Source organism: Arthrobacter sp. B0490, from assembly GCF_002929355.1.
In the GTDB taxonomy this organism is placed as follows: domain Bacteria; phylum Actinomycetota; class Actinomycetes; order Actinomycetales; family Micrococcaceae; genus Arthrobacter_D.
The window spans coordinates 164,171-189,331 of sequence record NZ_PJIR01000006.1 but is presented as its reverse complement, the minus strand read 5'-3'; the positions used below and the strand labels follow the sequence as shown (position 1 = coordinate 189,331).

The 25,161-nt window shown below is 70.4% G+C and carries 29 protein-coding genes; 16 read left to right on the top strand and 13 right to left on the bottom strand.

The annotated features are described in order from the left end of the window. Window positions 1-7: 7 nt before the first annotated feature. Window positions 8-796 carry a glycoside hydrolase family 16 protein gene (locus CXQ97_RS11700; RefSeq protein WP_181035057.1) on the bottom strand — a complete coding sequence of 263 codons (789 nt, stop codon included), beginning with the start codon at window positions 794-796 and terminating at the stop codon, window positions 8-10. A 198-nt stretch (window positions 797-994) separates the two neighbouring features. Here CXQ97_RS11700 and CXQ97_RS11695 point away from each other — a divergent pair, with 198 nt between their 5' ends. The 3 genes from CXQ97_RS11695 (at window position 995) to CXQ97_RS11685 (ending at window position 3,546) form a co-directional block, all read left to right on the top strand. Continuing rightward, window positions 995-1,264, top strand: a complete 270-nt coding sequence (locus CXQ97_RS11695) for a hypothetical protein (protein ID WP_104181034.1) — start codon at window positions 995-997, stop codon at window positions 1,262-1,264. A 59-nt stretch (window positions 1,265-1,323) separates the two neighbouring features. After that, on the top strand, window positions 1,324-1,632 hold the full coding sequence (locus tag CXQ97_RS11690) for a hypothetical protein (RefSeq protein ID WP_104181033.1): 309 nt from the start codon (window positions 1,324-1,326) through the stop codon (window positions 1,630-1,632). 231 nt (window positions 1,633-1,863) lie between these two features. Beyond that, on the top strand, window positions 1,864-3,546 hold the full coding sequence (locus CXQ97_RS11685; RefSeq protein WP_181035056.1) for a GAF domain-containing protein: 1,683 nt from the start codon (window positions 1,864-1,866) through the stop codon (window positions 3,544-3,546). Here CXQ97_RS11685 and CXQ97_RS11680 read toward each other — a convergent pair. Then, window positions 3,512-4,183, bottom strand: a complete 672-nt coding sequence (locus CXQ97_RS11680) for a response regulator transcription factor (RefSeq protein ID WP_104181063.1) — start codon at window positions 4,181-4,183, stop codon at window positions 3,512-3,514. The genes CXQ97_RS11685 and CXQ97_RS11680 overlap by 35 nt on opposite strands. 315 nt (window positions 4,184-4,498) lie before the next feature. Here CXQ97_RS11680 and CXQ97_RS11675 point away from each other — a divergent pair, with 315 nt between their 5' ends. Then, on the top strand, window positions 4,499-5,350 hold the full coding sequence (locus CXQ97_RS11675; RefSeq protein WP_104181031.1) for a universal stress protein: 852 nt from the start codon (window positions 4,499-4,501) through the stop codon (window positions 5,348-5,350). Between the two features lie 31 nt (window positions 5,351-5,381). On the opposite strand, the gene CXQ97_RS19865 is transcribed toward CXQ97_RS11675, so the two are convergent. Next, window positions 5,382-5,531 carry a hypothetical protein gene (locus tag CXQ97_RS19865; RefSeq protein ID WP_181035055.1) on the bottom strand — a complete coding sequence of 50 codons (150 nt, stop codon included), beginning with the start codon at window positions 5,529-5,531 and terminating at the stop codon, window positions 5,382-5,384. Window positions 5,532-5,755: 224 nt separating this feature from the next. After that, on the bottom strand, window positions 5,756-6,259 hold the full coding sequence (locus tag CXQ97_RS11670; protein ID WP_104181030.1) for a metallophosphoesterase: 504 nt from the start codon (window positions 6,257-6,259) through the stop codon (window positions 5,756-5,758). A gap of 132 nt (window positions 6,260-6,391) precedes the next feature. Here CXQ97_RS11670 and CXQ97_RS11665 point away from each other — a divergent pair, with 132 nt between their 5' ends. The 5 genes from CXQ97_RS11665 to CXQ97_RS11645 all read left to right on the top strand — a co-directional run bounded on the left by CXQ97_RS11665 (window position 6,392) and on the right by CXQ97_RS11645 (window position 8,936). Then, window positions 6,392-6,583 (top strand): hypothetical protein, encoded by a 192-nt coding sequence (locus CXQ97_RS11665; protein ID WP_104181029.1) that lies wholly within the window; start codon window positions 6,392-6,394, stop codon window positions 6,581-6,583. Window positions 6,584-6,627: 44 nt separating this feature from the next. Next, window positions 6,628-7,008: a hypothetical protein gene (locus tag CXQ97_RS11660; RefSeq protein WP_104181028.1), complete on the top strand. Its 381-nt coding sequence runs from the start codon at window positions 6,628-6,630 to the stop codon at window positions 7,006-7,008. Window positions 7,009-7,155: 147 nt separating this feature from the next. Continuing rightward, entirely contained in the window at window positions 7,156-8,061 is a 906-nt protein-coding gene (locus CXQ97_RS11655; protein ID WP_181035054.1) for an SDR family oxidoreductase, read from the top strand. Window positions 8,062-8,165: 104 nt separating this feature from the next. Further along, complete coding sequence (locus CXQ97_RS11650) at window positions 8,166-8,438, top strand: hypothetical protein (protein WP_146069637.1); 273 nt, start codon at window positions 8,166-8,168, stop codon at window positions 8,436-8,438. A gap of 288 nt (window positions 8,439-8,726) precedes the next feature. Beyond that, window positions 8,727-8,936: a hypothetical protein gene (locus CXQ97_RS11645; protein WP_104181025.1), complete on the top strand. Its 210-nt coding sequence runs from the start codon at window positions 8,727-8,729 to the stop codon at window positions 8,934-8,936. Window positions 8,937-9,032: 96 nt separating this feature from the next. On the opposite strand, the gene CXQ97_RS19860 is transcribed toward CXQ97_RS11645, so the two are convergent. Further along, window positions 9,033-9,179 carry a hypothetical protein gene (locus CXQ97_RS19860; protein ID WP_181035053.1) on the bottom strand — a complete coding sequence of 49 codons (147 nt, stop codon included), beginning with the start codon at window positions 9,177-9,179 and terminating at the stop codon, window positions 9,033-9,035. Between the two features lie 124 nt (window positions 9,180-9,303). On the opposite strand from CXQ97_RS19860, the gene CXQ97_RS11640 reads away from it, so the two are divergent. After that, window positions 9,304-9,828, top strand: a complete 525-nt coding sequence (locus CXQ97_RS11640; protein ID WP_104181024.1) for a hypothetical protein — start codon at window positions 9,304-9,306, stop codon at window positions 9,826-9,828. A 36-nt stretch (window positions 9,829-9,864) separates the two neighbouring features. Here the strand turns inward: CXQ97_RS11640 and CXQ97_RS11635 are convergent, their stop codons facing one another. Continuing rightward, window positions 9,865-10,956 carry an alkene reductase gene (locus tag CXQ97_RS11635; protein WP_104181023.1) on the bottom strand — a complete coding sequence of 364 codons (1,092 nt, stop codon included), beginning with the start codon at window positions 10,954-10,956 and terminating at the stop codon, window positions 9,865-9,867. Between the two features lie 307 nt (window positions 10,957-11,263). On the opposite strand from CXQ97_RS11635, the gene CXQ97_RS11630 reads away from it, so the two are divergent. After that, complete coding sequence (locus CXQ97_RS11630) at window positions 11,264-12,760, top strand: MFS transporter (protein ID WP_104181022.1); 1,497 nt, start codon at window positions 11,264-11,266, stop codon at window positions 12,758-12,760. 52 nt (window positions 12,761-12,812) lie between these two features. On the opposite strand, the gene CXQ97_RS11625 is transcribed toward CXQ97_RS11630, so the two are convergent. From CXQ97_RS11625 to CXQ97_RS11615, 3 genes are all read right to left on the bottom strand, one after another. Beyond that, window positions 12,813-13,265: a hypothetical protein gene (locus CXQ97_RS11625; protein ID WP_104181021.1), complete on the bottom strand. Its 453-nt coding sequence runs from the start codon at window positions 13,263-13,265 to the stop codon at window positions 12,813-12,815. 103 nt (window positions 13,266-13,368) lie between these two features. Then, a complete protein-coding gene (locus CXQ97_RS11620; protein ID WP_104181062.1) occupies window positions 13,369-14,214 on the bottom strand; it encodes an NAD(P)-dependent oxidoreductase in 846 nt (281 codons plus the stop codon). Between the two features lie 20 nt (window positions 14,215-14,234). Beyond that, window positions 14,235-15,239: an aldo/keto reductase family protein gene (locus CXQ97_RS11615; protein WP_104181020.1), complete on the bottom strand. Its 1,005-nt coding sequence runs from the start codon at window positions 15,237-15,239 to the stop codon at window positions 14,235-14,237. A 147-nt stretch (window positions 15,240-15,386) separates the two neighbouring features. On the opposite strand from CXQ97_RS11615, the gene CXQ97_RS11610 reads away from it, so the two are divergent. Then, window positions 15,387-16,460 carry a peptidoglycan bridge formation glycyltransferase FemA/FemB family protein gene (locus CXQ97_RS11610; protein WP_104181019.1) on the top strand — a complete coding sequence of 358 codons (1,074 nt, stop codon included), beginning with the start codon at window positions 15,387-15,389 and terminating at the stop codon, window positions 16,458-16,460. A 292-nt stretch (window positions 16,461-16,752) separates the two neighbouring features. Continuing rightward, window positions 16,753-18,192, top strand: coding sequence for a threonine/serine exporter ThrE family protein (locus tag CXQ97_RS11605; RefSeq protein WP_258062516.1), 1,440 nt, complete (start codon window positions 16,753-16,755; stop codon window positions 18,190-18,192). Between the two features lie 59 nt (window positions 18,193-18,251). Here CXQ97_RS11605 and CXQ97_RS11600 read toward each other — a convergent pair whose 3' ends face one another. Next, on the bottom strand, window positions 18,252-19,082 hold the full coding sequence (locus CXQ97_RS11600) for a uracil-DNA glycosylase (RefSeq protein WP_104181018.1): 831 nt from the start codon (window positions 19,080-19,082) through the stop codon (window positions 18,252-18,254). Between the two features lie 109 nt (window positions 19,083-19,191). Between CXQ97_RS11600 and CXQ97_RS11595 the strand changes: the two genes are divergently transcribed. Both CXQ97_RS11595 and CXQ97_RS11590 read left to right on the top strand, forming a co-directional pair. Beyond that, window positions 19,192-19,494: a DUF3263 domain-containing protein gene (locus CXQ97_RS11595; RefSeq protein ID WP_104181017.1), complete on the top strand. Its 303-nt coding sequence runs from the start codon at window positions 19,192-19,194 to the stop codon at window positions 19,492-19,494. Window positions 19,495-19,536: 42 nt separating this feature from the next. Continuing rightward, complete coding sequence (locus CXQ97_RS11590) at window positions 19,537-20,157, top strand: LytR C-terminal domain-containing protein (RefSeq protein WP_104181016.1); 621 nt, start codon at window positions 19,537-19,539, stop codon at window positions 20,155-20,157. A gap of 192 nt (window positions 20,158-20,349) precedes the next feature. Here the strand turns inward: CXQ97_RS11590 and CXQ97_RS19520 are convergent, their stop codons facing one another. Next, entirely contained in the window at window positions 20,350-21,021 is a 672-nt protein-coding gene (locus CXQ97_RS19520; RefSeq protein ID WP_146069636.1) for a TM2 domain-containing protein, read from the bottom strand. A 338-nt stretch (window positions 21,022-21,359) separates the two neighbouring features. Between CXQ97_RS19520 and groL the strand changes: the two genes are divergently transcribed. Beyond that, window positions 21,360-22,994, top strand: a complete 1,635-nt coding sequence (gene groL, locus CXQ97_RS11580; protein ID WP_104181014.1) for a chaperonin GroEL — start codon at window positions 21,360-21,362, stop codon at window positions 22,992-22,994. Between the two features lie 251 nt (window positions 22,995-23,245). On the opposite strand, the gene CXQ97_RS11575 is transcribed toward groL, so the two are convergent. After that, window positions 23,246-23,536, bottom strand: coding sequence for a WXG100 family type VII secretion target (locus tag CXQ97_RS11575; RefSeq protein ID WP_104181013.1), 291 nt, complete (start codon window positions 23,534-23,536; stop codon window positions 23,246-23,248). Between the two features lie 64 nt (window positions 23,537-23,600). Further along, window positions 23,601-25,157 (bottom strand): cell wall metabolism sensor histidine kinase WalK, encoded by a 1,557-nt coding sequence (locus tag CXQ97_RS11570; protein WP_258062511.1) that lies wholly within the window; start codon window positions 25,155-25,157, stop codon window positions 23,601-23,603. Window positions 25,158-25,161: the final 4 nt, after the last annotated feature.

The window sequence follows — 25,161 nt, the reverse complement described above, 5'->3', positions numbered from 1 at the left end:
CCCGCACTCAGGGGGCGGGGCCGGATCCGACGACCTCGCTCACCAGCAGCTTCGGGGTGGCGGCGGAGGCATGCTCCGGGGCCGCCTTGCCGGGGAAGTCGAAGATCCCGAGGATGAGCTGCATCGGGTAGGCGATGCTCTGCCGCACCGTCCGGGTGGGAGTCCCGTCCACCGAGAAGCGGATCGTGTCCTGTTGCCAGTCGACGGCGTAGGTGTGCTGTTGCGCGACGTCGAGCGGGGTCGGTGGGGCAAAGAAGTCCTGCCGCAACCGCGGGTCGTCGAGGGCCTTCACCCCCTGCCCCACGGCCGCCGACCGGGATCCGTCCGGGAGGGTCCCGACGGTGTCCCCGAAGACCTCCACGATGCAGATCTCACCGCAGTCCCCCGGCTCGCTCTCGAGCCCCACCAGCCACGCCGAGAACATCGCCCGTCGGGTCAGGTCCGCGCGGCACGTGACCGCGATACACCCGTAACGGGGGAGGTAGCCCCAGAGAGGCTCCTGTTCCTCGCGGACGACGAGGCCGCTCCGGAAGGCCTGCTGACCGTACGCGCTGCCGACGGGGCCGGACCAGTTGGCGCTCTGCACGGCAGAGACCCGCAACGGCTCCCGATGGAGATCGGGGCACCACAGGGCCTGGTGCGGAGGGATCGACAGGACCAGCCCCTCATCGAGCTCGAACGTCGCCGCCGACGCCGCTCTGGAGCTCCACGCGGGCAGGTAGGCCGGCAACCAGACGTCCTCGTCCAGGGTTCCACCGTCGAATCGTTCGCGGAAGTCGCTGTCCCGGTGTGTCATCCACCCTCCTGGTGCTCTCGGCGGCATCCTACTGATCCGGGCCCGTCCGCGGCGGGGTGTTCCGTCGGGACGGGACTTTCGGCCCTAGCCGTCCCCGACTCCCTGGCGTGGGATGGGGGGCAACGACGTCGCACCGCACGTAGCGCGGAGAGCAGGACCAGCCTGCGGCGTCCCTGAGGTTCGAGGAGGATCCCCATCATGACCATGAGCACACTCTGGACCAGCATCGACCCCACCGTGCAGAAGTGGCTCCTGGACAACCCCGGCTGCGTCGTCCTGCCCCGGACGCTCGTCAACCGGGTGGAAGCCGCGACCGGTACGTCCATGACGGCCGACCGCCACGGGGAATACCTCCTGACCGAGGAGGACCTCCGGTTCCTGAAGGAACGGCGACGCGCCGCCACCGACCACACCTTCACGCCTGCCGGTGTCCGCAGGGATGAGCATGCCGACGCCCTCGACCGATGAATCCGGGCATCAGGACGTCCCGGATGGTGCGACGGGCTGGTTCGCCGAGGGAGCGGGCGATGGATGCGCACCCGTCGGCCGGACGCCAGAAGCTCAAGGTCCTCGTCACCGCCGATCCTGACCTCGACGCCGTGCGGATCATCGTCCACGGGTGCGTGTCACCGGTCAACATCCATGGCCTCGATCTGGTCGTCCGGCGGGCCGCGAGCCTGGCGCCCAGGACGGATGTCACCCTCGATCTCGGCCACGCCCAGGCATGGGACGCGGTCAACGGTGATCTCGAGGCCGCTTCCTTCACCACGCGACTGGCCGCAGCGATGCCGGCAGGGACCGGCATCCGGCTGCACGTGATCCCGCCCGGAGACTGAGCGGATCCGGACGCCGTATCGGCTTCGCACCGAACTCCCGGCCCGCAGGGGGCCGGGAGCATACCCGTGGGTGTAGTCTCGGCTTCCATAGCGCGGGACGACGAAGCGCTGCGTACCTGCAGGAGGCCCACGGGCCCCGTTGCAGCGATCTGGATGACCGGTCCTAGCGGCCACGGATGGCCGGACCCCTATCAGTCGGGGCGCGCCCCGGGCGACAGGACGGAATGTTCTGTGAATACACAGCCGCAGTACCTGCCGGCGGGGACGCCGGGGCAATCCCCGACCGCCACCGGCATCGAGGACCTCCTGTCCGCCTTCGCCGCCATCGCGGACGACCTCGACCTCGACGCGGTCCTCGAACGGGTCGTCTCGGCCGCCTGCCAGCTGGTCGACGCCCGGTTCGGTGCGCTGGGCGTCATCGGCCCCGACCGGATGCTGGGCCACTTCATCACCGTGGGCCTCGACGACGACGAGATCGGCAGGATCGGCCCCCTCCCCCGAGGCCACGGTGTGCTCGGGCTGCTCATCACCGAGCCGCGGCCGGTCCGCCTCGCCGATCTGCGCCGGCACCCCCTCGCCTACGGCTTCCCGGCCGAGCACCCCCAGATGACCTCCTTCCTCGGCGTCCCGATCCGCATCCATGACCGGGTGTTCGGGAATCTCTACCTGACGGAGAAGCGCGGGGGAGCAGATTTCTCCGACGCGGATGAGCAGCTCGTCGTCGCCCTCGCTTCCGCGGCCGGCGTCGCCATCGAGAACTCGCGGCTCTTCGACGAGTCGAACCGCAGGACCCGGTGGCTCGAAGGCGGGATAGATGCCGCCCGTGAGCTTCTCGGGCGACACACCGAAGCAGACAGTGACCATGAGCTGGTCGCCCGGCATGCACTCCACGCCTCGCAGAGCACCCTCGTTGTCGTCCTCCGGGACCTCGGCCACCACCGCGGGCTGATCTGCGAAGCCGCGGACGGCGTCGAGGCCGCGACCCACCTCGGACGGCGCGCCAGGGGAGGCCCTCTCCTGCACGACCTCACGGGCACCTCGCCTCCTGCCCTGATCACCGGACCCGACGTCGCGCTGGTGCTCCCCGGAGCAGCAGCGGGGACGATCGACGCGGCCCTGTGCAGCAGGCTCCCCGGCGAACGGGAACCCCACTTCCTCGTCATCGGGCGCGCCCCGGGCGCCACTGCGTTCTTCGACGTGGACCACGAGATGATGCGGTCCTTCACCTCCCATGTGTCGCTGGCCCTCGAACTGCTCCGGGCGCACCGCCGGCGGGAGCAGGAGGCCGTGTTCGGTGACCGGGACCGCATCGCGCGGGATCTCCATGACGTGGTCATCCAGCGCCTGTTCGCCGCGGGCCTCAGCATCCAGACCCTCCGGAAGTACACGGCCGACGCCCGCGCGCTCGACCGCATCTCAGCGGTCACGACAGAACTCGACGCGACCATCCGGGAGCTGCGGGACACGATCTACTCGCTGCGGTCCGTCCCCCAGTCGGCCCCGAGCTTCACCTCCACGGTGTTCTCCCTCGTCGCCGACGCCTTCGACGGCCAGGACCTCGAGCCGGTCCTCCACCTCTCCGGCCCGTTGGATTCCCTCGTGGAGGGCGAGCGGGCGGATCACCTGAGGGCCGTCCTCCGCGAGGGGCTCTCCAATGCGCTCCGGCATGCGGACGCGCAGGCCATCACCATCGCGCTCGGAGTCGCGGGCGGGCAGCTCGACCTCTCGATCGACGACGACGGCCGCGGCTTCGCGGAGCCCGTCCGTGCGAGCGGCCTCGCCAACATGAGGCGGCGCGCGGAGCTCTGCGGGGGGACCATCTCCATCACCAGCACCCCCGGCTGCGGCACGCGCATCCACCTCGTGATGCCCGTCGACATCAGGAGGACGGAGAGCGCGCAGGGCGGGAGATGAAGACGGCCGCCTGGGTGCGGCGCTGGAACCCGAGCTTCGACAGCAGCGAGGACACGTAGTTCTTCACGGTCTTCTCGGCGAGGAAGAGCTCCGTGCCGATCTCCCTGTTCGTCAGTCCTGCTCCGATCAGCGCCAGCACCCTCTTCTCCTGGCTCGTGAGACCGGCCAGTCGGGGGTCCTCGGCGGACGCGTCCGACAGCCCGTCGACGATGCGTTCCCGGACCCCTGCCGCGAAGAGGGATCCGCCCTCGGCGGCCAGGCGCACCTTCTCGACGAGATCGGATCCGAGGATCTCCTTCAGGATGTATCCGGCAGCCCCGGCCATGATCGCGCCGCGGAGCGCCTGGTCGTCGTCGTAGCTCGTCAGGATCACGCAGGCGAGCGACGGATCCACCGAACGGACGTCACGGCACACCTCGATCCCCGAGCCGTCCGGCAGTCTCGCATCGAGGATGGACACGTCCGGGCACAGGGCCGGGATCCGCCGCGCGGCTTCCTCCGCGGACCCGGATTCCCCGACGATCACGAAGCCCTCGTCCTCCAGCAGTTCGCGGAGCCCGCGGCGCACCAACTCGTGATCGTCGAGGAGGAACACCGAGACCTGCCGCCGTGCCGTGCTCTCTCCGATGTCGGGCATCTCCACACCTCCACGTCAGCGGGCCATGCGCCTGCGCGAGCAGGCTCCGGGACCATCATCACCCCTTCGGCGGTGCCCGGGGAGGGCCGAACGGCCCTTCCCCGCTGCTGTGCACGAGGTGCCGCTCCCGCGCTCGCGGCCTTACCCCCCTCCGGGCCGTTCGGCCCTACCCTCCGGGCCGTTCGGCCCTACTCCGGAACGTCCGAGGCTGCCACCATGGAGGGAGGGTGACGCTCGAGATTCAGGAGCAACCGGTATGGATTCTGGCCAGCGGGGCCGCGGGACCCCGACCGTCGAGCGGGTGGGCGCTGTGACATGACCGACGGCATCACCGGGGGCACCCCCCGCAGGCCCGTCCTCGTCGGTTACGACGGGTCCGACGGAGCGAAGCGAGCCGTCCTCTGGGCCTCCCGGTACGCGGTCGCTGCACAGCTGCCCCTCGTGGTCGTGCACTGCTGGGCGTGGCCGTTCTTCACCCGTGATCTCGGTCCGGTGGCAGGCGTCGAGGACAGTGGCCTGCGCAGGGAAGCCGAGAGGGTCGTGGCCGAGGGGGAGGGCCTCGCCACCCGGGCCGAGCCGGATCTCCCCGTCAGCGCACGCCTCGTCGTGGGATTCGCCCCCGAGACGCTGACGAGGCTCTCCGCGGGGGCGTCGCTCCTGGTCACCGGGACGAGGGGATTCGGCGGTTTCGCCGAGCTGCTGATCGGATCGGTCAGCCTGCGTCTCGCCTCGAGTGCATCCTGCCCCATCGTGGTCGTCCGGGAAGCCCGACCGACCTACGACACCGTCGTCGCCGCCGTGGACGGGTCTCCGGCGAGCGACAGGGCGACGGCGACGGCCGCAGATCTTGCGCGGACGCTGCGCAAGCGCCTGGTGCTGCTCCATGTGCGCGTGCACCGGCGGCGCAAGGCCGCCGGTCTCCCGGTCGAGGGGCGGGACCCCCTCCTCGAGCGGGCCGCCACACTGCTGGGTGCGGCGGACGACCTGTCCGTGACGGAGGAGTCCGTGGCGGGCACGTCGGCCGCGGGCCTCATCGTCCAGCGGTCCACGACCGCCTGCTGCGTGATCCTCGGGGCCAGGGGCGGCAACGTCCCGGGGGCGCGCTTCGGTTCCACCGTCCATGCCGTCCTCCACCATGCCAAGGAGAACATCGGGATCGTCCCGTGACGCCCCTGCCGGGGCGGATCCGCCGATGGACCTAGGCGGGCTGGTCGGGCCCCCGCGCCTCCACCTGCCCGGCCTCGCGCTCCTCCGTCTCCCCGGCCGACGCCGTCGGCCCCGGAGTCAGGCCGTCCTGCTCGCACCGGCCGCCCTTGCGGTAGGCGGGTGTGCCGACCGCCGGGACCACGAGCGTGAGTGTGGTGAGGGCAGGGACAGGTCGGTGGTGATGGCAGGCAGGGCCGCGAGGCGCCCGGCATCAGGATCCACCTGACGCTGGAGCGGTTGCCGGACGCGGCCCAGGACGTTCTCGCGGTACTCACGCCGAGACCCCGGGCAGATGGTCGACCGGCCGAACAGATGTGCCTCGAAGGCGTCGTCCGGCCCGCCGCCGGACACGCGACGCATCCCGGGTCAGCGCGGGGGCAGCAGGTGCGTCGTGACGTCGAGGCGGCCCGCGGCGAGGACGGCCGTCATGTAGGTGCAGTGCGGCTGGCGGCGGCGGTCGGTGGGGGAGCCGGGATTGAGGAGCCGCAGCCCCGAATCGGCGCGCGTGTCCCAGGGGATGTGGCTGTGCCCGAACACGAGGACGTCGACGTCGGGATGGAGCGCGGCCATGCGGGCCTCACGGCCCTGCTTCTGGCCGGTTTCGTGGACGACCGCGAGACGCACGCCCTCGAGCTCCGCCCTCGCGACGAGCGGCAGCCGTCGCCGGAGCTCCGGGCCGTCGTTGTTGCCGTGACAGGCCAGCAGCCGGTGCGCGCGGGACTCCAGCTCGTCCAGCAGCGCCGGCTCCGTCCAGTCCCCGGCATGCACGACGACGTCCGCGGACTCGATCGCAGCCCATACCTCGGCCGGGAGTCCCTTCGCGCGCCCCGGTAGGTGGGTGTCGGCGAGGAGCGTCAGGGTGAGGTTCATGGAGTCCATTGTCCGGTGGCTGCGCGCTGCCCCACCCCGGGGGGGCAGGCACTCGTGACAAGTCGAGGGCCCTGTGCCATGCTTTCGTAAGCCCGCTTAGTAACAGGCGTGCGAGACGACGAGGAGGCCGTCATGCAGATCGACAGGTCGCAGGTCATCGACCTGCTGAGGAGTCAGGGCAGGCACGATCACGCCGATCAGGCGCAGTCCGGGCTCCCGGACCAGGTGGACCCGGAGCGGCACTCGGACCTCCTTGCGAAGTTCGGCATCAGCCCGAAGGACCTGCTGGGGAACATCCCCGGCCTCGGTGGTTTCGGCGGCTAACCGGTCCGGCGCCCACGCGCCGTCGACGAGTGGAGGAGTCAGCAATGGATACAGGTCAAGTGGTGTGGATCGTGGTCGGGATCGTGGTCCTCCTGGCGATCATCGCCGTCGTGGCGGTTCTGGCGCGCAAACGCGGCGCGGCCCACCGGCAGCGGCAACAGGAGAAGGACCGGGAGCGTGCTGCGGAGATGCGGGAGCAGGCCAGGGCGACGGAGCTCGAGGCCCGCGAGCGCGAGGCCAAGGCCTCCATGGCGGAGGCCGAGGCGCAGCGGGCCGAGGTCGAGGCCGAGCGGCTCCGGCAGCAGGCCCAGGAGCGCCAGAACGATGCGCAGGGGCTGCGGGACAAGGTGACCCACCATGTCCAGGCGGCGGACGAGGTGGACCCGGACGTCACCCCGGACAAGGAGCAGCACCGGGGCCAGTGACCGCCGTCATGGCCTGGTCGGAGGGAGTGCTCCGCGACGGGGCACTCCCTCCGTGCGTGACGACCCGGAACCGGTACCGGAGACCCGGAGGGAAGCCCGTACGGGACCGTGCGGGATCGTGCTGGACGGTCGGCGGGAGGCGGACACGTGGGTGAGGCGACGACCGTGGTCATCACGGGGGCATCGAGCGGTATCGGGCGGGCGACGGCGCGCCGCTTCGCGGAGGAGGGCGCCCGGCTCGTCCTCGCCGGACGGGACGCGGACACGCTCGAGGCGGTCGCGGCCGAATGCCGGGACCGGGGAGCGATGGTCATCGCCGTCCCCACCGACGTCTCCTCGGAGGCCGACGTCGACCGTCTCGCCGAGGCCGCCGTCGAGCGGTTCGGCGGTATCGACGTATGGGTCGGCAACGCCTCGCTGTACAGCTTCGGGACGTTCGAGCAGACGCCGTCGGAGGTCTTCGACCGGCTCATAGAAGTGAACCTGCTGGGCCAGGTGTACGGGGCCCGTGCGGCGCTGCGCGTCTTCCGGCGCCAGGGCCGGGGTGTCCTGGTGTCCGTGGCGTCCGTCTACTCGAGGATCACCTCGCCCCTCGTGAGCCCCTACGTGACGAGCAAGTTCGGGCTCCTCGGCTTCCTCGAGGTGCTGCGCATGGAGCTGCGGGACGCGCCCGACATCCACGTCTGCGCCGTCCTGCCGGCCACGATCGACACCCCGATCCACCAGCACGCCGCGAACTACACGGGCCACCCCGTGCGACCGCTCCCGCCGGTCTCGGACCCGGTGCGCGTCGCACGGGCGATCGTCCGCGTCGCCCGCAGGCCCCGTCGCCTCACCCAGGTGGGCCGTGTCCAGTCGTTGTTCGTCCATGCCCGTGCGCTGGCGCCGGCCCTCTACGAACCGGTCGTCGCCCGCGCCTACCTCGCGCTGGCCCTGAAGAGCGGTTCGATGCCCACGGCCCCCGGCAATGTGTTCCGCGCCGATCGGGACGTCACCGGGGTGACGGGAGGATGGCGGCTGCTGCCCTGGCTGCGGCGCACGCCGGGGAGCTGAAGCGTGGCCGGGTCGACGCACCACGGGCCCGGGTCGCTGTCAATGTGAGCGACACGATAGCCGAGGCGCGCAGTGCCGTCCGGCGGCACGGTGATAGTTGACCTATGAACCAATGGCAGGGCCTCCTGGCGCAGTGCGCCCGGAGCATGGGCTTCGACCGCGGGCAGGGACGTGCGGCCTACGCGCTGCTCGGCGTCGGGATCTTCTGGGCCGTGGGGCTGTTCGGCGGGCTGCGCATCCTCCACACCGCCTCGTCGCCGATGACCACCCTCATTCTCCTGTACGTCATGCTGGCCGTCGTCGCACTCTCGCTCGTCATCGCGGCGGCCGCGGTGGCGGAACTCGGCCGGCATGCGGCGCAGAAACGACGCCGCTAGGCAGGTCCGTCACTGCCCCTGCGCGTCCGGTGGGCGACCGTGGCAGGTACGCCGGCGCCGCCGGGCCATTAGGCGTGGCCGCCCGTGCCCTCCCCGATGTCCGCGCAGCGCCGCAGAAGGCCGGCGGCACTGCCCGCGGGCTTCTCGTCGGTCGCCCCCGCAGTTCGTGCCCGGATGAGGATCCTCATGGTCTACCACTGCGACCGCGGGTCGAGGAGATCCGATCCGTCCGCTGCGGGGCTTCGAAAACACTCGGCAGCCAGGGGTAGGGGCGGGTAGCGTGAGGTCATGCTCACCGTTCCCGAGAACCTCCCTCCCGCCTACATCGCCTTCCTCGAGGCCCAGGACGAGGACTTCGCCGAGACCGTTTTGATGGTCATGAAGCAGTCCGTCGCCGAAGGCAAGTACGGCATCCTGGTCAGCGACCACACCGTGGACCGGCAGGCCGAACTGTCGCAGGAGGTCCCGTTCGGCGAGGTCGTCGAGGGTACGCGCTGAACCCCGGCCCCTGAACCCCGCTGTCGACACCGGTCCCTGGAGGTGCGGGCGCCGGCCCGAGGCCGGCGCCCGTGGATGCCTGGTGCGAGGGTGGCTCTACGAGCCGCCGTCCTGGTCGTCGGAGTCCGCGCCCTCGGCAGGATCTTCGGCGTGCACTCGGATGGTCTCCGGTGCGGCGTCCGTATCGCCTTCCGCGGGAGCCTCGCTATGGGTGCGGTCGTGGTCGCCGGGATTCTCTGACATGCGCTCGTCCTTTCGGTTGAGGGGAAGATAAGCCCCCTTACGGTCAGTCTACGGACCGGCCGTCGCGAGCATAACCCGCACCGTCGGCGTGACGCGGCGTCTTCAGCATGCTTACGATCAGTCCATGGAAGCCGCAGGGGAGACCGCCTCCCGACCCGTCGATCGTGCCCTCCCGATCGTGGGATCGGCAGGCGTCGGGCTGCTGTCCCTCGGCCTGGGAACGGCTGTGCATGCGCTCTCCGGCGGTGTGCTGCCGAGTGTCCCCATCCTCTGCGGCCTCGCGGCGCTCGCCGTCCTGGCGGCCACTCTCGTGGCGCGGGCCCGGCTGCCCGGCTGGGCCGTGTTGCTGCTGCTCGGTGCAGCACAGCAGGTGCTCCACTGGCTGTTCGGCGGCCTCGGGGCAGCGCCGTCGTCGACGGTTCCCGCCACCGGGGTGCACCATGGTGGGGAGGTGCCGGTCGGGTCCGGCGCCGGCCAGGGGCACTCGCCCGAAGTCATGCTGATGCTCCACACCCACCTCGCGGTGGCGCTCCTGGTCGCCCTTGCGGTCGCGCAGTACCCCAGCCTGCGCGGCCGGCTGTCCCGTCGTGGCCCCGGTGCGGCCGCCCCGCAGAGGGACGAGACGCACGAGGGCGCCCCCGTCGCCTGACGGGAGCGCCCTCCTTCGGTGCTGGCGAGCGGGGGACTAGTTGGCGTTGACCGAGCCGTCGTAGAACGGGTAGTCGGTGTAGCCCTCGGCCCCGGTCGAGTAGAACGTCGCCGGGTTCGGCTCGTTCTCCGGCAGGTTCTCGCGCCAGCGACGGGCCAGGTCCGGGTTGGCGATGGCGGGCCGGCCGACGACGACCGCGTCCCCGACGCCGTCCGCGAGGATGGCGATGGCTTCCTCACGGTTGGTGATCACGCCGAACCCGCTGTTGATCAGCACGGGTCCGCCGAAACGCTTCCGCAGGTCCTGGATCAGCTCGCCGGTGGGGTCGGCGTGCAGCACGCTGAGGTAGGCGAGGCCCAGGGGCGACAGGGCGTCCACGAGTGTCCCGTACGTGGCGGCGACCTCGGAGGCCTCCGTCTCGAGGGCGTCCTGGATGTTGTGGGCGGGCGAGATGCGCAGCCCGACCTTCTCGGCGCCCACCTCGGCCACGACGGCGGTCACGAGGTCGATGACGAACTGTGCCCGCTTCTCCGGAGTGCCGCCGAAGGCATCCGTCCGCTGGTTCGATTCCGGCGACAGGAACTCGTGCAGCAGGTAGCCGTTGGCGCCGTGGAGTTCCACTCCGTCGAAGCCCGCGTCGTCGATCGCCCTGCGTGATGCCGTGACGAACTCCTCGATGATGACGGGGAGTTCCTCGGCGGTGAGGGCATGCGGCACGGGATAGGGCCGCTTGCCCGTTCCGGTGCGCGTGGTGCCGTCGATCGCGATGGCGCTCGGGGCCACGACCTCGTGGCCGCCGTTGGTGTCCGGGTGGGTGACCCGGCCGGCATGCATGACCTGTGCCACGATGCGCCCGCCGTCCGCGTGCACCGCGTCCGTGACCCGCTTCCAGCCCGCGAGCTGCTCGTCCTCGACGAGGCCCGGCTGACCCGGGAAGCCCTGGCCGGCGTGGCTGGGGTAGGTCCCCTCGCTGATGATCAGGCCGAGGGAGGCGCGCTGGCGGTAGTGCTCGACGACGATGTCGCCGGGGATGCCGGCATCGCCCGAGCGCACCCGGGTGAGCGGCGCCATGACGACGCGGTTGGGGAGTTCGAGCGTGCCGAGGGTCAAAGGGGAGAACAGCTTCACGAGGCCTACTTTCCGGGGGAGGTTACTACTGGGCGGTAACCGGGCCGGAGCGACGGCTATTCCGGGTGTGGGCCGTGTCACGCGTTGCAGGCCGGCCCGCCGGATCCCCGGTCACGTTCCGGGAGGGGGATGTCGCCCGCCCGGCGGTGGTGCCACACTGTGCGTGACCGCCTCGCCCGGATGACCCGCGGCACGGGTGGTCTGTGGGCGCAGGACGGATGGGCGGGGCGTGTCCGGTGGGCGGGGACGATGGGCTGTATGGATGGCGGAGGGTGCGAGAACGTGGCGCACGGGTGAGGGGCGGGCGATGAGTGAGATCCGCATGGGGACGGCATCCGGCAGATGGGTCCTCCTGGCGACGGTGCTGGGCTCCGGTATGGCCGGTATCGACGCCACGGTGGTGAACGTCGCGCTGCCGACCATCGGGTCCGATCTCGGTGCCGACTTCGCCGCCCTGCAGTGGATGGTGACCGGTTACACCCTGACGCTCGCCTCCTTCATCCTGCTGGGCGGGTCCCTGGGGGACAGGTTCGGGCGGAAGCGCATCTTCGTCACCGGCGTCGTCTGGTTCGCCGTCGCCTCCCTGCTGTGCGGGCTTGCACCCGACGCCGGCCTGCTCATCGCGGCGCGCGCCCTCCAGGGTGTGGGAGGGGCGCTGCTCACGCCGGGCAGCCTGGCGATCCTCCAGGCCGGGTTCTCGGGCGAGGACCGTGCTCGGGCCATCGGCGCCTGGTCGGGCCTCGGCGGAGTGGCCACCGCCATCGGTCCCTTCCTGGGCGGCTGGCTCGTCGAGAGCGTCTCCTGGCGCTGGGTGTTCCTCCTCAACGTCCCGATCGCCGCCGTCGTCGTCTGGATCGCCGGGCGGCACGTCCCGGAGACCCGCGACGCCGACGCGACCGGTCGGCTCGACGTCGCGGGTGCCGTGCTCGGCGCCCTCGCCCTCGCCGGCACCACCTATGCACTGATCGAGGCCCCCGCCCGGGGTCCCGGTGCCCCGGGCGTCCTGGCGGCCGCGGTCCTGGGCCTCCTCGCCGCCGTGGCGTTCCTCGTCGTGGAGTGGCGCATCGCGCACCCGATGCTTCCCCTGAAGATCTTCGCGAACCGCCAGTTCAGTGCGGCGAACGCCGTCACGTTCCTCATCTACGCCGTCTTCGGCGGCATCTTCTTCCTGCTCGTCCTGCACCTCCAGGTCGTGGCGGGCTTCAGCCCGGTGGGGTCCGGGACCGCGATGCTGCCGATCACCGCCCTGATGCTCGTCCTGTCGCCCCGCGCGGGAGCGCTCGGTGCGCGGATCGGGCCGAGGATCCCGATGACGGTCGGGCCGCTGCTGTGTGCCGTGGCGCTGGTCCTCATGCAGCGGATCGGGCCCGGGGCGTCCTACGTCGCCGACGTCCTGCCGGCCGTGATCGTGCTCGGGCTGGGCCTGTCGCTCCTCGTGGCACCCCTCACCTCGGCGGCGCTGTCCGCCGTACCGGAACGCCAGGCGGGCCTGGCCTCGGGCGTGAACAACGCCGTGGCGCGTGCGGCGGGCCTCCTCGCGATCGCCGTCCTGCCGGCCGCCGTGGGGCTGACCGGCGACGCCTACAGCGATCCGCTCGTGTTCGAGGCCGGGTTCGACGCGGCCTGCGCGATCGGGGCCGGAATGCTGGTGCTGGGCGGCGTCCTCGCCGCCGTCGCCATCCGGAACCCCGCCGTGCCGGAGAGCGAGCACCCGGCACACTGTGCGGTCGAAGGGACGCCGGCGGCGCCCGGTGCCCTCCACGAGGCGCGTAGCGGGTCACCTCGGGGACGCCAGGGGACATGACGGAGCCCCGGGAGGGTGCCCGGGGCTCCGATGGTTCAGGGCAGGTGGCGGCCTACCTGATGTCCTGCTCGTCCATCGCGCTCAGCGGGGAGCCGCCGCGGTTCGCGGGATCGTCGCTCGCGTCGACCTCGTCGTCCTCCATCATGCCGAAATCGACGTCGGCGGCGGCCACGCCCAGCATGGGTTCGCCCGGGGGGATCTGCTCGTCCCCGTGCTCGAAGCGCGCCTCGGACGTCTCCTCACGGAGCGTCTGGTCGCTGAGGTAGCCTTCCTCGCCGATCGCCGCGACGCCGTTCTCGTCGCCGCCGGTCCCGGTCACCCCCGGCTCGTCCTGCAGGAGGGGGTCCTCCTGCCAGCGGTCCGGGTCGTTCTCCGCCGCCCCCTCGTACTCGTCCGGCCGACCGTCGAGCACAGGGTCGAAGGCCTCGGGTGCGAGCGAATCGTTCGGCGTCTCGGGCTCTTCACCCACGATGGTCAGTTCCTCGTCGGGAAGGTTCTCGGTCATCTTCTCTGCCTTTCATCGGTGCTGCGCATCGTTCGATCATCAGCCTACTGATGTTCCAGGCGGGGCGACAGTCGACGCCGCCGCCCCGCCGGGACCGCCCGTGCTACAGCGAATCGCGCCAGCTGTGCTGCGGCTCGTAGCCCAGAACGCGGCGCGCCCTGTCGATCGAGAGGAGCGTCTCGGTGCCGGTCACGTCCCGCGTCACCTCGACGCCGGGGAACACCTCCGCCGCGAGATCGGCGCTCGCACGCGACATAACCGTGTCCGCCGCGGCGATGATGAAACGGTCGAAGCCCGGGGCTGCGTTCGCCAGTGCCTTCGCGATGGCCTGGGCGCCGTCGCGTCCGTCGATGTACCCCCACAGGTTCCACTTGCGGGTGGTGGCGTCGGCGTCGAAGGACGGGAACTCGGCGTAGTCCTCCGGGTCCATGACGTTCGAGAACCTCAGCGCCGTGATGCTCAGCTGGGGGTCCCAGCGGGTCAGCTCGATGGCCAGCTGCTCCTCGAGGTGCTTGACCAGGGAGTAGGTGCTCTCGGGCCGTGCCGGGTAGTCCTCGTCCACGGGGAGGTACGGGGGCGGGGTGTCGAACGGCAGCCCGAGGACGGTCTCGCTCGACGCGTAGACGATCCGCTTGATCCCGGCACGCCGGCAGGCCTGGAAGACGTTGTAGGTGGCCGCCATGTTGTTGTGGAAGGTGGCCACGTCTGCCTGCAGCCCGGGGGCCGGGATGGCTCCGAGGTGCACGACGGCGTCGAACCCGGTGTGCCGGTCGTCCACGCCGAGGAGGGCGTCGACCACCTGGCCGTAGTCCCGCAGGTCGATCCGCAGGAATTCGGGGCTGCGCTCGCCGTACTGGTCGAGTTCGAGGACGGTGTGCCCTGCCTCGCGCAGGCCACGCACCACGCTGCGGCCGAGCTTGCCGTTGGATCCGGTGACCGCGACATTCAGCGGTGTCGCCTGGCCGGCCATCAGGCGGGCCGCTTCTCGGGGGAGACCGTCTTCGCGACGTCCGTCTCGGCGAGGCCGCCGATCGCGTCGTCGATCGCCTTCAGGACGTCGTCCTCGAGCTTGACGCCGGCGGCGGCCGCATTGGACTCCACCTGCTCGGGGCGCGACGCGCCGATGATCGCCGAGGCGACGTTGGGGTTCTGGAGCACCCAGGCGATCGCGAGCTGCGCCATGGTGAGGCCGACGCCGTCGGCGATGGGTGCGAGCTTCTGGACGCCCGTGAGGACCTCGTCGCCCATCCAGCGCTTGATCATGTCGGCGCCGCCCTTGTCGTCCGAGGCCCGCGTGCCCTGGTCGGGCTGCTGCCCCGGCTTGTACTTGCCGGTCAGCACTCCCTGGGCGACGGGTGACCAGACGATCTGGGACAGCCCGAGCTCCTCGGACGTCGGGACGACCTCGCCCTCGATGACGCGCCACAGCATGGAGTACTGCGGCTGGTTGGAGATGAGCTGGATGCCGAGGTCCCTGGCGAGCGCATGTCCGTCGCGGATCTGCTGTGCCGTCCACTCGCTGACGCCGATGTAGAGGGCCTTGCCCTGGCGCACGATGTCGGCGAACGCCTGCATCGTCTCCTCGAGGGGCGTCGCGTAGTCGTACCGGTGTGCCTGGTACAGGTCCACGTAGTCGGTCTGCAGGCGCTGGAGGGAGCCGTCGATCGACTCCATGATGTGCTTGCGCGACAGTCCGACGTCGTTGTGACCCTTGGGCCCCGTGGGGCCCCACACCTTCGTGAAGATCTCGAGCGACTGGCGGCGCTCGCCCTTCAGTGCCTCGCCGAGGACGGTCTCCGCCGCCGTGTTCGCGTACACGTCCGCCGTGTCGAAGGTGGTGATGCCGACGTCGAGCGCCGCGCGAACACATTGTGTCGCCACGTCGTTCTCGACCTGCGAGCCGTGGGTGAGCCAGTTGCCGTAGGTGATCTCCGAGATCTTGAAGCCGCTGTTTCCGAGGTGTCTGAAGTCCATATCGCCGATGCTAGCCATCCGGACCGGGCGAGTACAGGAACCTCCGTTCCCCCAGGCAACCAGTGCGTCATGCAACGCGGAGGGGTAGTGCGCAGCCGCTAGACTTGAGGCCGTCCTTCGGTAGCCGCCACCAGTGAATGAGGAATCTTGGTCGACTTCAGCGCTCGTTTCGCCACCGGGACGGAGCAGCAGGATTGGGATTCCCTCGTGACGGCGAACCCCGGAGGAGGCAATATGCTCTCCTCCGCCGCGTTCGCGGAGGTGAAGTCCCGCCACGGCTGGAGGCCCCGCTTCGTCGTCCTCGAAGGGCCCGGTTACACGACCCACAATCTCGTCCTGGAGAAGAAGGTGCCCCTGATCGGGGCGCTGTGGTACCTGATCAAGGGCCCCGCGGTCACCGAGGCCGCCCATGTGCCCGCGGCGGCGCGCGCCGTCGCCGACCTCGCCCGCCGGGAGGGGCACCGCGTCTTCGCGATCAAGGTGGAACCGGATCTCGTGGACGGCCCGGAGGTGCGGGAGGCCCTGCAGTCGGCAGGACTCGTCAAGACCTTCAACCTGCAGCCCAACGACAGCACGGCGATCCTGGACACGACGCCGGAGGCGAACCAGTTGCTGCGCACCCTGCACTCGCGCGGGCGCAACGCGGTCCGCAGGGCCATCCGTGAGGGCGTCGAGGTCCGGCGCATGGAACCGACGGAGGAGACCTTCCGGGCCATGTATTCGCTCATGGCGCACATCGAGGACCGCTCCGCAGCCCGCATGCGCTCGTTCGAGTACTACAGCCGCTTCTGGCAGAACTTCGTGGACGCCGGACAGGGCCGCTTCTACTTCGTGTACGAGGACGGGCAGCCCTCGGTCGGCGCGTTCGTCATCAACTACGGGACGAAGGGCACGTACAAGGACGGCGGCTCCCGTCCCGGACGGACCCAGTACGGGGATTCGCACCTCGTGCAGTGGCAGGCCATCACCGATCTCAAGGACGAGTTCGGGATCGTCGAGTACGACTTCTGCGGCACCCCGCCCAGCGACCGGCTCAAGGACAAGGACCACCCCCACCACGGACTCGGACTGTTCAAGACGAGCTTCACCAAGACGGTGACGGACTTCGCCGGCTGCTACGACCTCGTGGTCAGCGGCTGGAAGTACCGTGTGTGGAACACGATCGCCGAACGTGTGGCGCGCCAGGTGTACTGGCGGCGCACGCACCAACCGTTCTACTGAGGAAGATCCCGCGGACCGCCGCAGGATCGACGGATGAAAGGCCGCTGTGAAAGACGGTTCGACCCCGGCGAACGGCCCCTGGCCGCCCGATCCATCGCCCGTGGCGGAGGCGCTGCCGGTGATCAAGCGCCCGTTCGATCCGTCCGACGACGAGAAATCGAAGCTGGCGGCCGGCAGGGGCGGCGTCGGGAAGGGTGACCGGCCGGAAGCCCTCCCGAAGCGCCCGGCGTCGCAGCCGAGGACCCCGCGCCAGGGCCGGCAGCGGCAGCGTCCGCCCCGGCCCACCGACGCCCTGCCGACCACCCCCCTGAGTGCGCCGTCGTCGAGCCGCCCCAACGCGGCGGCCCGCACCGTGCTCAGGCGCCTCGTGCAGGGGGAGGCGCCGCCGACCCAGGCGATGAGCATCGTCGAGCGGCTCGCCGGCAGCCCCTACGCGAACCCGATGATCCACGTCGGCGGGCCGGACGCCAGCGCCCGCAAGGCCCTGGATTTCGCCCTCAACCTGGCCGAGACCATGTTCCGGTACGGTGCGGGAGCCCTCGAGGTCGAGACCAGCATCATCGCGGTCACCGCGGCCTTCGGGCTGGACCACATCGAGGTGGACATCACCAACCAGTCGGTGGTGATCAACTACTCCGCCAAGGACCAGACGCCGACGACGGTCCTGCGCGTGGTGCGCTCGTGGACGAACAACTACGCCGGCCTCACGGCCATCCATCGGCTCGTCTCGGACATCGCCGATGGTGGGGTCTCCCGGACGGAGGCCGCCCAGCGGCTCGACGAGATCACCCACCGGCCCAAGCCCTTCCCGCGCTGGATGGTCACGGCGGCGTTCGGCATCTTCTCGGCAGCCATCGTCGCGTTCGTCGGTGGAGGCCCGCTGGGGTCGCTCGTCGGGTTCGTCAGCTGCATCCTCGTGGACCTGGTCAGCCGCAAGCTCGGTGAATGGCGCGTGCCGGAGTTCTTCTCCGTCGCCACGTCGTCGGCGCTCGTCACCCTGATCGCGATGCTGTTCTGGTGGCTGGAGGTGCCGATCGCACCGGCGCTCGTGGTGGTGGGAGGGATCCTCCTGCTCCTGCCCACGGGCCGGCTCGTGTCGGCGACCCAGGACGCCATCAACGGTTTCCCGGTCACGGCCGCCGGACGCTTCCTCTCGGCGATCCTCGTCTTCGCCGCGCTGGTGGCGGGAATCGCCGTCGCGCTCGTCGCCGGGGCAGCTCTCGGGATCCCTGAACTCGAGGTCCTCGAATCGCCGGGGAACCCGTACCCGTGGCCGGTGGTCGCCGTACTCGTCTTCGTGGCGGTGGCCATGATCTGTATCGCCGAGCAGACGGACGTGAGGCTCGTGATCCCCACCTCGCTCGTCGCCGTGGCGGGTTACCTGCTGCTGATCGGCGTCATGGCCGCGGGTGTCGGGTACCGGCTCGCCCCCGCCCTCGCCGCCATCCTGATCGGCGCTCTCGCGCGGGTCGTCGCCCTCCGACTCGGAGCTCCGCAGCTGGTCGTCGCCATCCCGGCGGTGCTCTTCCTGTACCCAGGACTGACCATCTTCCGGTCGATGTACATGCTCACCATCGACTCCGGCGTGGCGAACGACGGCGCATTCGGCCTGTTCAACGCCCTGACCATCGTCCTGGCGATCGCGGCGGGGGTCGTGCTCGGCGACAACCTGGCCCGGCCTTTCACGAGGAAGCTCAGCTCCGACGAGCGGCAGCGGAACCGTCGGCGGTAGACGGTTCCCGGCGAGGTTCTTCGCCGGGCTGAGCGACCGGGCTGAGCGACCGGCGCCGATCAGGCGCCGGTCCGGACTGCCGAGGTGTGCGACCAGTCGATCGGGTCGGCGCCCTGCTGCGCCAGGAGCTCGTTCACGCGGCTGAACGGTCGTGAGCCGAAGAACCCGCGGGAGGCGGAGAGCGGGCTCGGGTGTGCCGACTCGACGGTCGGCGTCGTGCCCAGCAGCGGCTTGAGGCGCAGGGCGTCCTTGCCCCACAGGATGGCCACGAGGGGGCCGCCCCTGGCCACGAGTGCCTGGATGGCCGCGTCGGTCACAGCCTCCCACCCGAGCCCGCGGTGCGAGGCGGTCTCCCCGGCGCGGACCGTCAGGACCCGGTTGAGCAGGAGGACACCCTGCTCCGCCCAGCCGGACAGGTCGCCCGTCGCGGGAGGTGCGGAACCCGTGTCCGAGGCCAGCTCCCGGTAGATGTTGGCCAGACTGCGCGGGATGGGACGTGTGGCCGGGTCGACGGCGAAGCTCAGCCCGACGGCGTGCCCGACCGTCGGGTACGGGTCCTGCCCCACGATGACCACCCGGACGCGGTCCAGCGGTGTGGTGAAGGCCCGCAGGATGAAGGGGGGATCGGGCAGCACCTGGCGCCCCCGATCGAGGTCCGCCCCGAGGGAGTCCGCGAGCTGGTGGAGGACTGGTTCGACAGGTTTCAGCGCTGTTGCCCAATCCGCAGGCAGGAGGTCGCCGACATCTGCCGGCGCCGCGAACGGGAAGGCGGAGGCACTGGGTGAGGGGACCGCGGCCCCGACCCTCGTCCGGACCCCGCGACCGCTGGTCGGACTGCTGCGGGGGAGGGTGTCGGGAAGGTCGAAGAGGGCGCCGTCGTCGTGGGTCATGGCCCCATTCTCGCGCCTCCCTCCCGGGGCCACCGGCGGAATGACACGCGTGTAATTCCCCTCTACCATGGGATGACAGTTGTGCCGGTAGAGGGAAGGCGGTGGCGCGATGGCCGAGCCGGACGGGCACGCGGACGACCTGCCACGGCAGGATGCGAAGCCGGCCCTGGGTGACCGCGAACAGCGGATGCTCGCCCTCGAGCGCGAATGGTGGAAGTACTCCGGGGCGAAGGAGCAGGCGATCCGCGACCTGTTCAACATGTCCGCCACGCACTACTACCAGGTGCTCAACGCGCTGATCGACACCGAGGCAGCCCTCGCCCACGACCCCATGCTCGTGAAGCGGCTGAGGCGCCTGCGGTCCACCCGCCAGAAGGCCCGGTCAGCCCGCCGTCTCGGTGCGGACATCTGATCCGTCCGATCGAAGGACCATGAGCGAAGGACGACCTCATCCATGACTGATCACCCACGGGACGAGTTCGACAGGGTCCCGGAGGTCTCCGCGCGCCAGGGGGTCCACCGCGAACGGCTCATCCCGGCAGGGTCAGGGGGCCTCGGGCTCAAGATCATAGTGGGGGTGCTCGCCCTCCTGATCGGTCTGGGCGCGTACTTCCTCCTTCCACGGCTGGGCTTCACCGGTGGAGGTGACGGCGCTACCGCCGGCCTGTCGACCGGCGCACCCGCTGCGGCCCCCACGCAGGAGGACAAGCCATCCAGCGACGCGACCGGGCCCGGCGTCGGTGGCCAGGGGAGCGGTGAACCGGACGCGGGGGCGACGTCGACAGCAGACGCCGGTGATCCCGACCGGAGCCAGACGGTCAACGTCCTCAACGGCACGGGCTCTCCCGGACTGGCGTCCGTGGCGGCGGCCCGGTTGGCATCCGAGGGCTGGGTGTCGGTGTTGCCCGGTAACTGGGCGGGGGTGCAGCTGGAGACCTCAACCGTCTTCTACAACGGCGAGGAGCAGCGTGCGGCTGCGGAAGCGGTGGCGGCTGATCTCGGTATCAGCACCCTGACGGACAGCCCCGGGATCTCGCCCTACATCTCGGTGGTGCTCGGTCCGGAGTACCGGTAGGCATCCCGGTCCGGTAGGGGCCGGGACACCCACTGGTCCGTCGTCGGGCCGGACATCGCACCCCCGATGGAGCGGGGGCTCTGGAGCCCGCGTCGCCGGCGAGGTCCGCAGGCCGCCGGCGCGGTCCACGCCCTGCGCCGGGCGGCCGTCGGATCATGCGCGGGCCGGGCCGTCGTGTACCTGCCCGGACCGTCAGTCCTTGAGGGGGACGCCGTGCGCATCCGTCCGGAACTGCCCGGACCCGACCAGGATCAGGATGCCCTCCACGAGTCCCCAGATGCCTGCCGCGATGGCGCTGAGCCCGAAGGTGAAGAAGACGCCCACGGTGGACAGGAGGATCAGGACGACGCCGATCGTCGTGTAGCCGAGGTAGAACCTGTGGATGCCGAGGGACCCGACCAGGATTCCCAGGACTCCGGCGATCACGCGGGACTTCTGGGGCACGTACGGCTGGCCGTACCCGCCCTGCGGGTAGCCGCCCTGCGGGTAGCCGTCCTGGTTGTACCCGCGCTCGGTGGGCGGGGACTGCGCGTGGGGTGCCTGTCCATAGGCAGCCTGACCGCTGTTCATCGGCGGGTACTGCCCCTGGGAGTAGGGGGTCCGGGCCGGTGATCGCTCGGCCTGGGAAGTCGGGGGCTGTCGCTGCGAGTACGGGTCCTCGCCCGCCGGGGGCGTGGACGGCCCGGTGACGGGTGGACGGGGCGAGGACGGGATATCGCCGACCTGCGCGGTACCCGGAGGTGCGCCCTTCTCCGAGCCGCCCGGGGCGTCCTGTCCAGGGTCGTAGGGGTTCCCGTCCCGGGCCTCGGCTGCTGGTTCCTGCCCGTCGGACTGGCCTTCGGGGCCGGTTGCTGGCGACGACACTGTGCTCCCCCTCGCTCGATGTAGGCCCAACCTATGCCTTCGACGCCCGGTGCGCCACGCCCCGGAAGCGGTCGTTCCCGGTACCGCCACGAGGGTCCCGGAGCGGACCGGGCGGCTTGCACTCGCGGGGTGAGAGTGCTAATTATTGAGTTGGCACTCACGCGCGCAGACTGCTAGATCTGGGCGCGACGAGTGAAGCAGGCAAACCTCTGTGGTGGGGGTGGCGCTCGGGACGTGAAAGAGATCGTCCAGGCGCCGTCCGGCCGTCGCGGGCACCGCACACAGGCAGAGCATTCAAGTGCTTCAGATGCAACCGTCCCGAAAGGACCTAAGCCGTTATGGCCAAGATCATTTCTTTTGATGAAGAGGCCCGTCGCGGCCTCGAGCGAGGCCTCAACATCCTCGCCGATGCCGTCAAGGTAACGCTCGGCCCCCGTGGCCGTAACGTCGTGCTCGAGAAGAAGTGGGGTGCCCCCACCATCACGAACGACGGCGTATCCATCGCCAAGGAGATCGAACTCGACGATCCGTTCGAGAAGATCGGCGCGGAGCTCGTCAAGGAGGTCGCCAAGAAGACGGACGACGTCGCAGGCGACGGCACCACCACCGCCACCGTGCTCGCCCAGGCCCTCGTCAAGGAAGGCCTGCGCAACGTCGCGGCCGGAGCCGACCCGCTGAGCCTGAAGCGCGGCATCGAGAAGGCCGTCAAGGCCGTCACCGATGAGCTGATCGCCTCCGCCAAGGAGATCGAGACGAAGGAGCAGATCGCTGCTACCGCGTCCATCTCCGCCGGTGACACGCAGATCGGTGAGCTGATCGCCGAAGCCCTCGACAAGGTGGGCAAGGAAGGCGTCATCACCGTCGAGGAGTCGAACACCTTCGGCCTCGAGCTGGAACTCACCGAGGGCATGCGCTTCGACAAGGGCTACATCTCGGGGTACTTCGTCACCGACGCCGAGCGCCAGGAGACGGTGCTCGAGGATCCCTACATCCTGATCGTCAACTCGAAGATCAGCAACGTCAAGGATCTCGTCGCCGTCCTCGAGAAGGTCATGCAGTCCGGCAAGCCGCTGCTGATCATCGCCGAGGACGTCGAAGGCGAAGCCCTCGCGACCCTCGTGGTCAACAAGATCCGCGGCACCTTCAAGTCCGTCGCCGTGAAGGCTCCGGGCTTCGGTGACCGCCGCAAGGCGCAGCTCGCCGACATCGCCATCCTCACCGGTGGCCAGGTCATCGCCGAGGAAGTGGGCCTCAAGCTCGAGACCGCCACCCTCGACCTGCTCGGCACCGCCCGCAAGGTCGTCGTGACCAAGGACGAGACCACGATCGTCGAAGGAGCCGGCGACGCCGACGCCATCGCCGGTCGCGTGGCCCAGATCCGCGCCGAGATCGAGAACTCCGATTCCGACTACGACCGCGAGAAGCTGCAGGAGCGCCTGGCCAAGCTGGCCGGCGGTGTCGCAGTCATCAAGGCCGGCGCGGCCACGGAGGTCGAACTCAAGGAGCGCAAGCACCGTATCGAGGACGCCGTCCGCAACGCGAAGGCGGCTGTCGAGGAAGGCATCGTCGCCGGAGGCGGCGTAGCGTTGATCCAGGCCGGCGCCAAGGCGTTCGCCAACCTCGAGCTCACGGGTGACGAGGCCACGGGCGCGAACATCGTCCGCGTCGCCATCGACGCACCGCTGAAGCAGATCGCCTTCAACGCCGGCCTCGAGCCCGGCGTCGTCGTCGACAAGGTCCGCGGCCTGCCCTCGGGCCACGGCCTCAACGCGGCCACCGGTGTGTACGAGGACCTCCTCGCCGCCGGCATCAACGATCCCGTGAAGGTCACCCGTTCGGCGCTGCAGAACGCGGCGTCGATCGCGGGCCTGTTCCTCACCACCGAGGCCGTCGTGGCCGACAAGCCGGAGAAGGCAGCTCCTGCCGGCGGCGGCGACGACATGGGCGGCATGGGCGGTATGGGCGGCTTCTAGCCCCACCGGCACCACCCGCCGATCCGGTACGAGAAGGGCGGCACTCCCGACGGGGGTGCCGCCCTTTCGGCGTCCGGGGCCGGGACGGGGACCACAGGCGTCCTCTGCGGCCGGCATGGCGACGCAGGATTCTTCTGCGGCCGGGCCGGTGACGCAGGATCCTTCTGCGGCTCGGTGCCGCAGGATCCCTCTCCGGCTCGGCGCCGCCTGCCGGTCGCCCGTCGACCTGTCGGCCTGTCGGCCTTCGAACATCAGCCCAGGAACATGCGGGCGTTGCTCAGTTCGGCGTCGGCGTACTGCTGGGTGGCGACATCGAGGGCTTCGTTGATGCCGGTGAGGGACTCCTCGACCTGCTGCTGGGTGGCCCGCCACTGCAGGATCAGCTGCTGGAAATTGGTGGCGGCCTGACCCGTCCAGAGGCCCTCGAGCTCGCGCAGGCCGGCCTGCATGGAATCGACCTCCGCCCGCAGCCTCATGATGGTGCCCCGGACCTCGCTGCTTTTGGCCGCCAGGCTGTCGGTGTCGACGTTGAAGAATGCCATTGCTGTACTCCCGTGTGCTCGCGTTTCCCTGACGCGTCCGACGCTAGGGCACGGGAAAGAGCTGTCAGCGGGTGTCGCGGTCTTTGTGGACAACGGGCTTCGTCGAGGGTGCCTGGGGAGGAGTGATGCCGTTCGAGTAGGCGTGCTCCTGGTCGATCGCCTCGTCGGCGGAACGGCCGTCGTCGGCCTGGTCCTCGCCCGGCACGTACGGCAGCCGGATGGACAGCGTCGCCCCGCCGCCCGGGGTCTCCTCGAGCCGCACGGAGCCGTCGTGCTGGGCGACCAGTGCCGCCACGATGGCGAGACCGAGTCCCGTGCCGCCCGTCTCCCGGTGCCGGGACGTGTCGGCCCGGTAGAAGCGTTCGAAGACCTTGGCGGCGTCGTCCTCCGAGATCCCCGGGCCGTGGTCCCGTACTTCGAGGACGGCGTCGCTGTGACCGTGCAGGACGGGCGCGACGCCGATCGCGATCTCGATCGGCGTCCCCTCGGGCGTGTAGCGGAGGGCGTTGGTCAGGAGGTTGGCGACGACCTGGCGCAGGCGTGCTTCGTCGCCCCTGGTGGGTGCCGAGCGCGGGTGGCCGCCGTCGAGCCCGATGACGGTGATGGGCCTGTCCGGTGCCGTGGCCCGCGCGTCGAAGGCGGCGTCATGGCCGAGCACCATGAGGTCCACGGGCCTGACCTCGAGGGGACGCTGCTCGTCGATCCGTGCGAGGGTCAGGAGGTCCTCGACCAGTTGACCCATGCGTACCGCTTCGCTCTCGATCCTGCCCATGGCTGCGGCGACATCCTCCTCCTTCTGCAGGGCGCCGTGCCGGTAGAGCTCGGAGTAGCCGCGGATCGTCACGAGCGGTGTCCTCAGCTCGTGCGAGGCGTCCGCCACGAAGCGCCGCATCTTCGTCTCCGATGTCGTGCGAGCGGCGAACGCGCGTTCGATGTGCGCGAGCATCGCGTTGAGGGACCGCGACAGTCGCCCGATCTCCGTGGAGGGCCGTTCGACGGCGACACGGCGGGAGAGGTCGCCCGCGGCGATGGCAGCCGCCGTACGTTCCACCCGGGCGAGGGGTGCGAACTGACGGGTCACCGCGACGAACGCGATGAGCGAGGCGAGCGCCGTGGTGATCAGGCCGGAGGTGAAGATGGTCTCGCCGGCTTCCTGCAGCGACTCGTTGACGGTGTTGAGCCGGGAGCCGATGGCGAGGTAGCCCTCCGTGTTGGCGAAACGGAAGATCCGCACGCGCCATCCCTGGCTGTCCGCGTCGGTGCTGGCCACATCGAAACCGTCGCCGTCGAGGTCCATGATGCGTTGCTGCGTGATGCCGTCGAGGTCGGGGATGTCCTCCGCGTCCTCGGACTGGTTCGCCACGAGCTTGGTACCGTCCCGGTCGAGCACGGCCGCGTAGTAGCGCAGGACGGCGCCGTCGGCCTGCGGCTCGGCGGAGTAGATCTCCGCAGCGACGACCCGTGCGTTGTTCTGGAGGTCGGCGTCCACCCGGTCGATCAGGCCGTCCCGCAGGAGGGAGACCGTCGCGAGTCCCGTGATGCCCACCGTGACGATCATGAGGAGCATGATGATCGCGACGAGCTGCGAGCGGAGGGACGCCGCGTTCCAGCGCTTGATCAAGGTG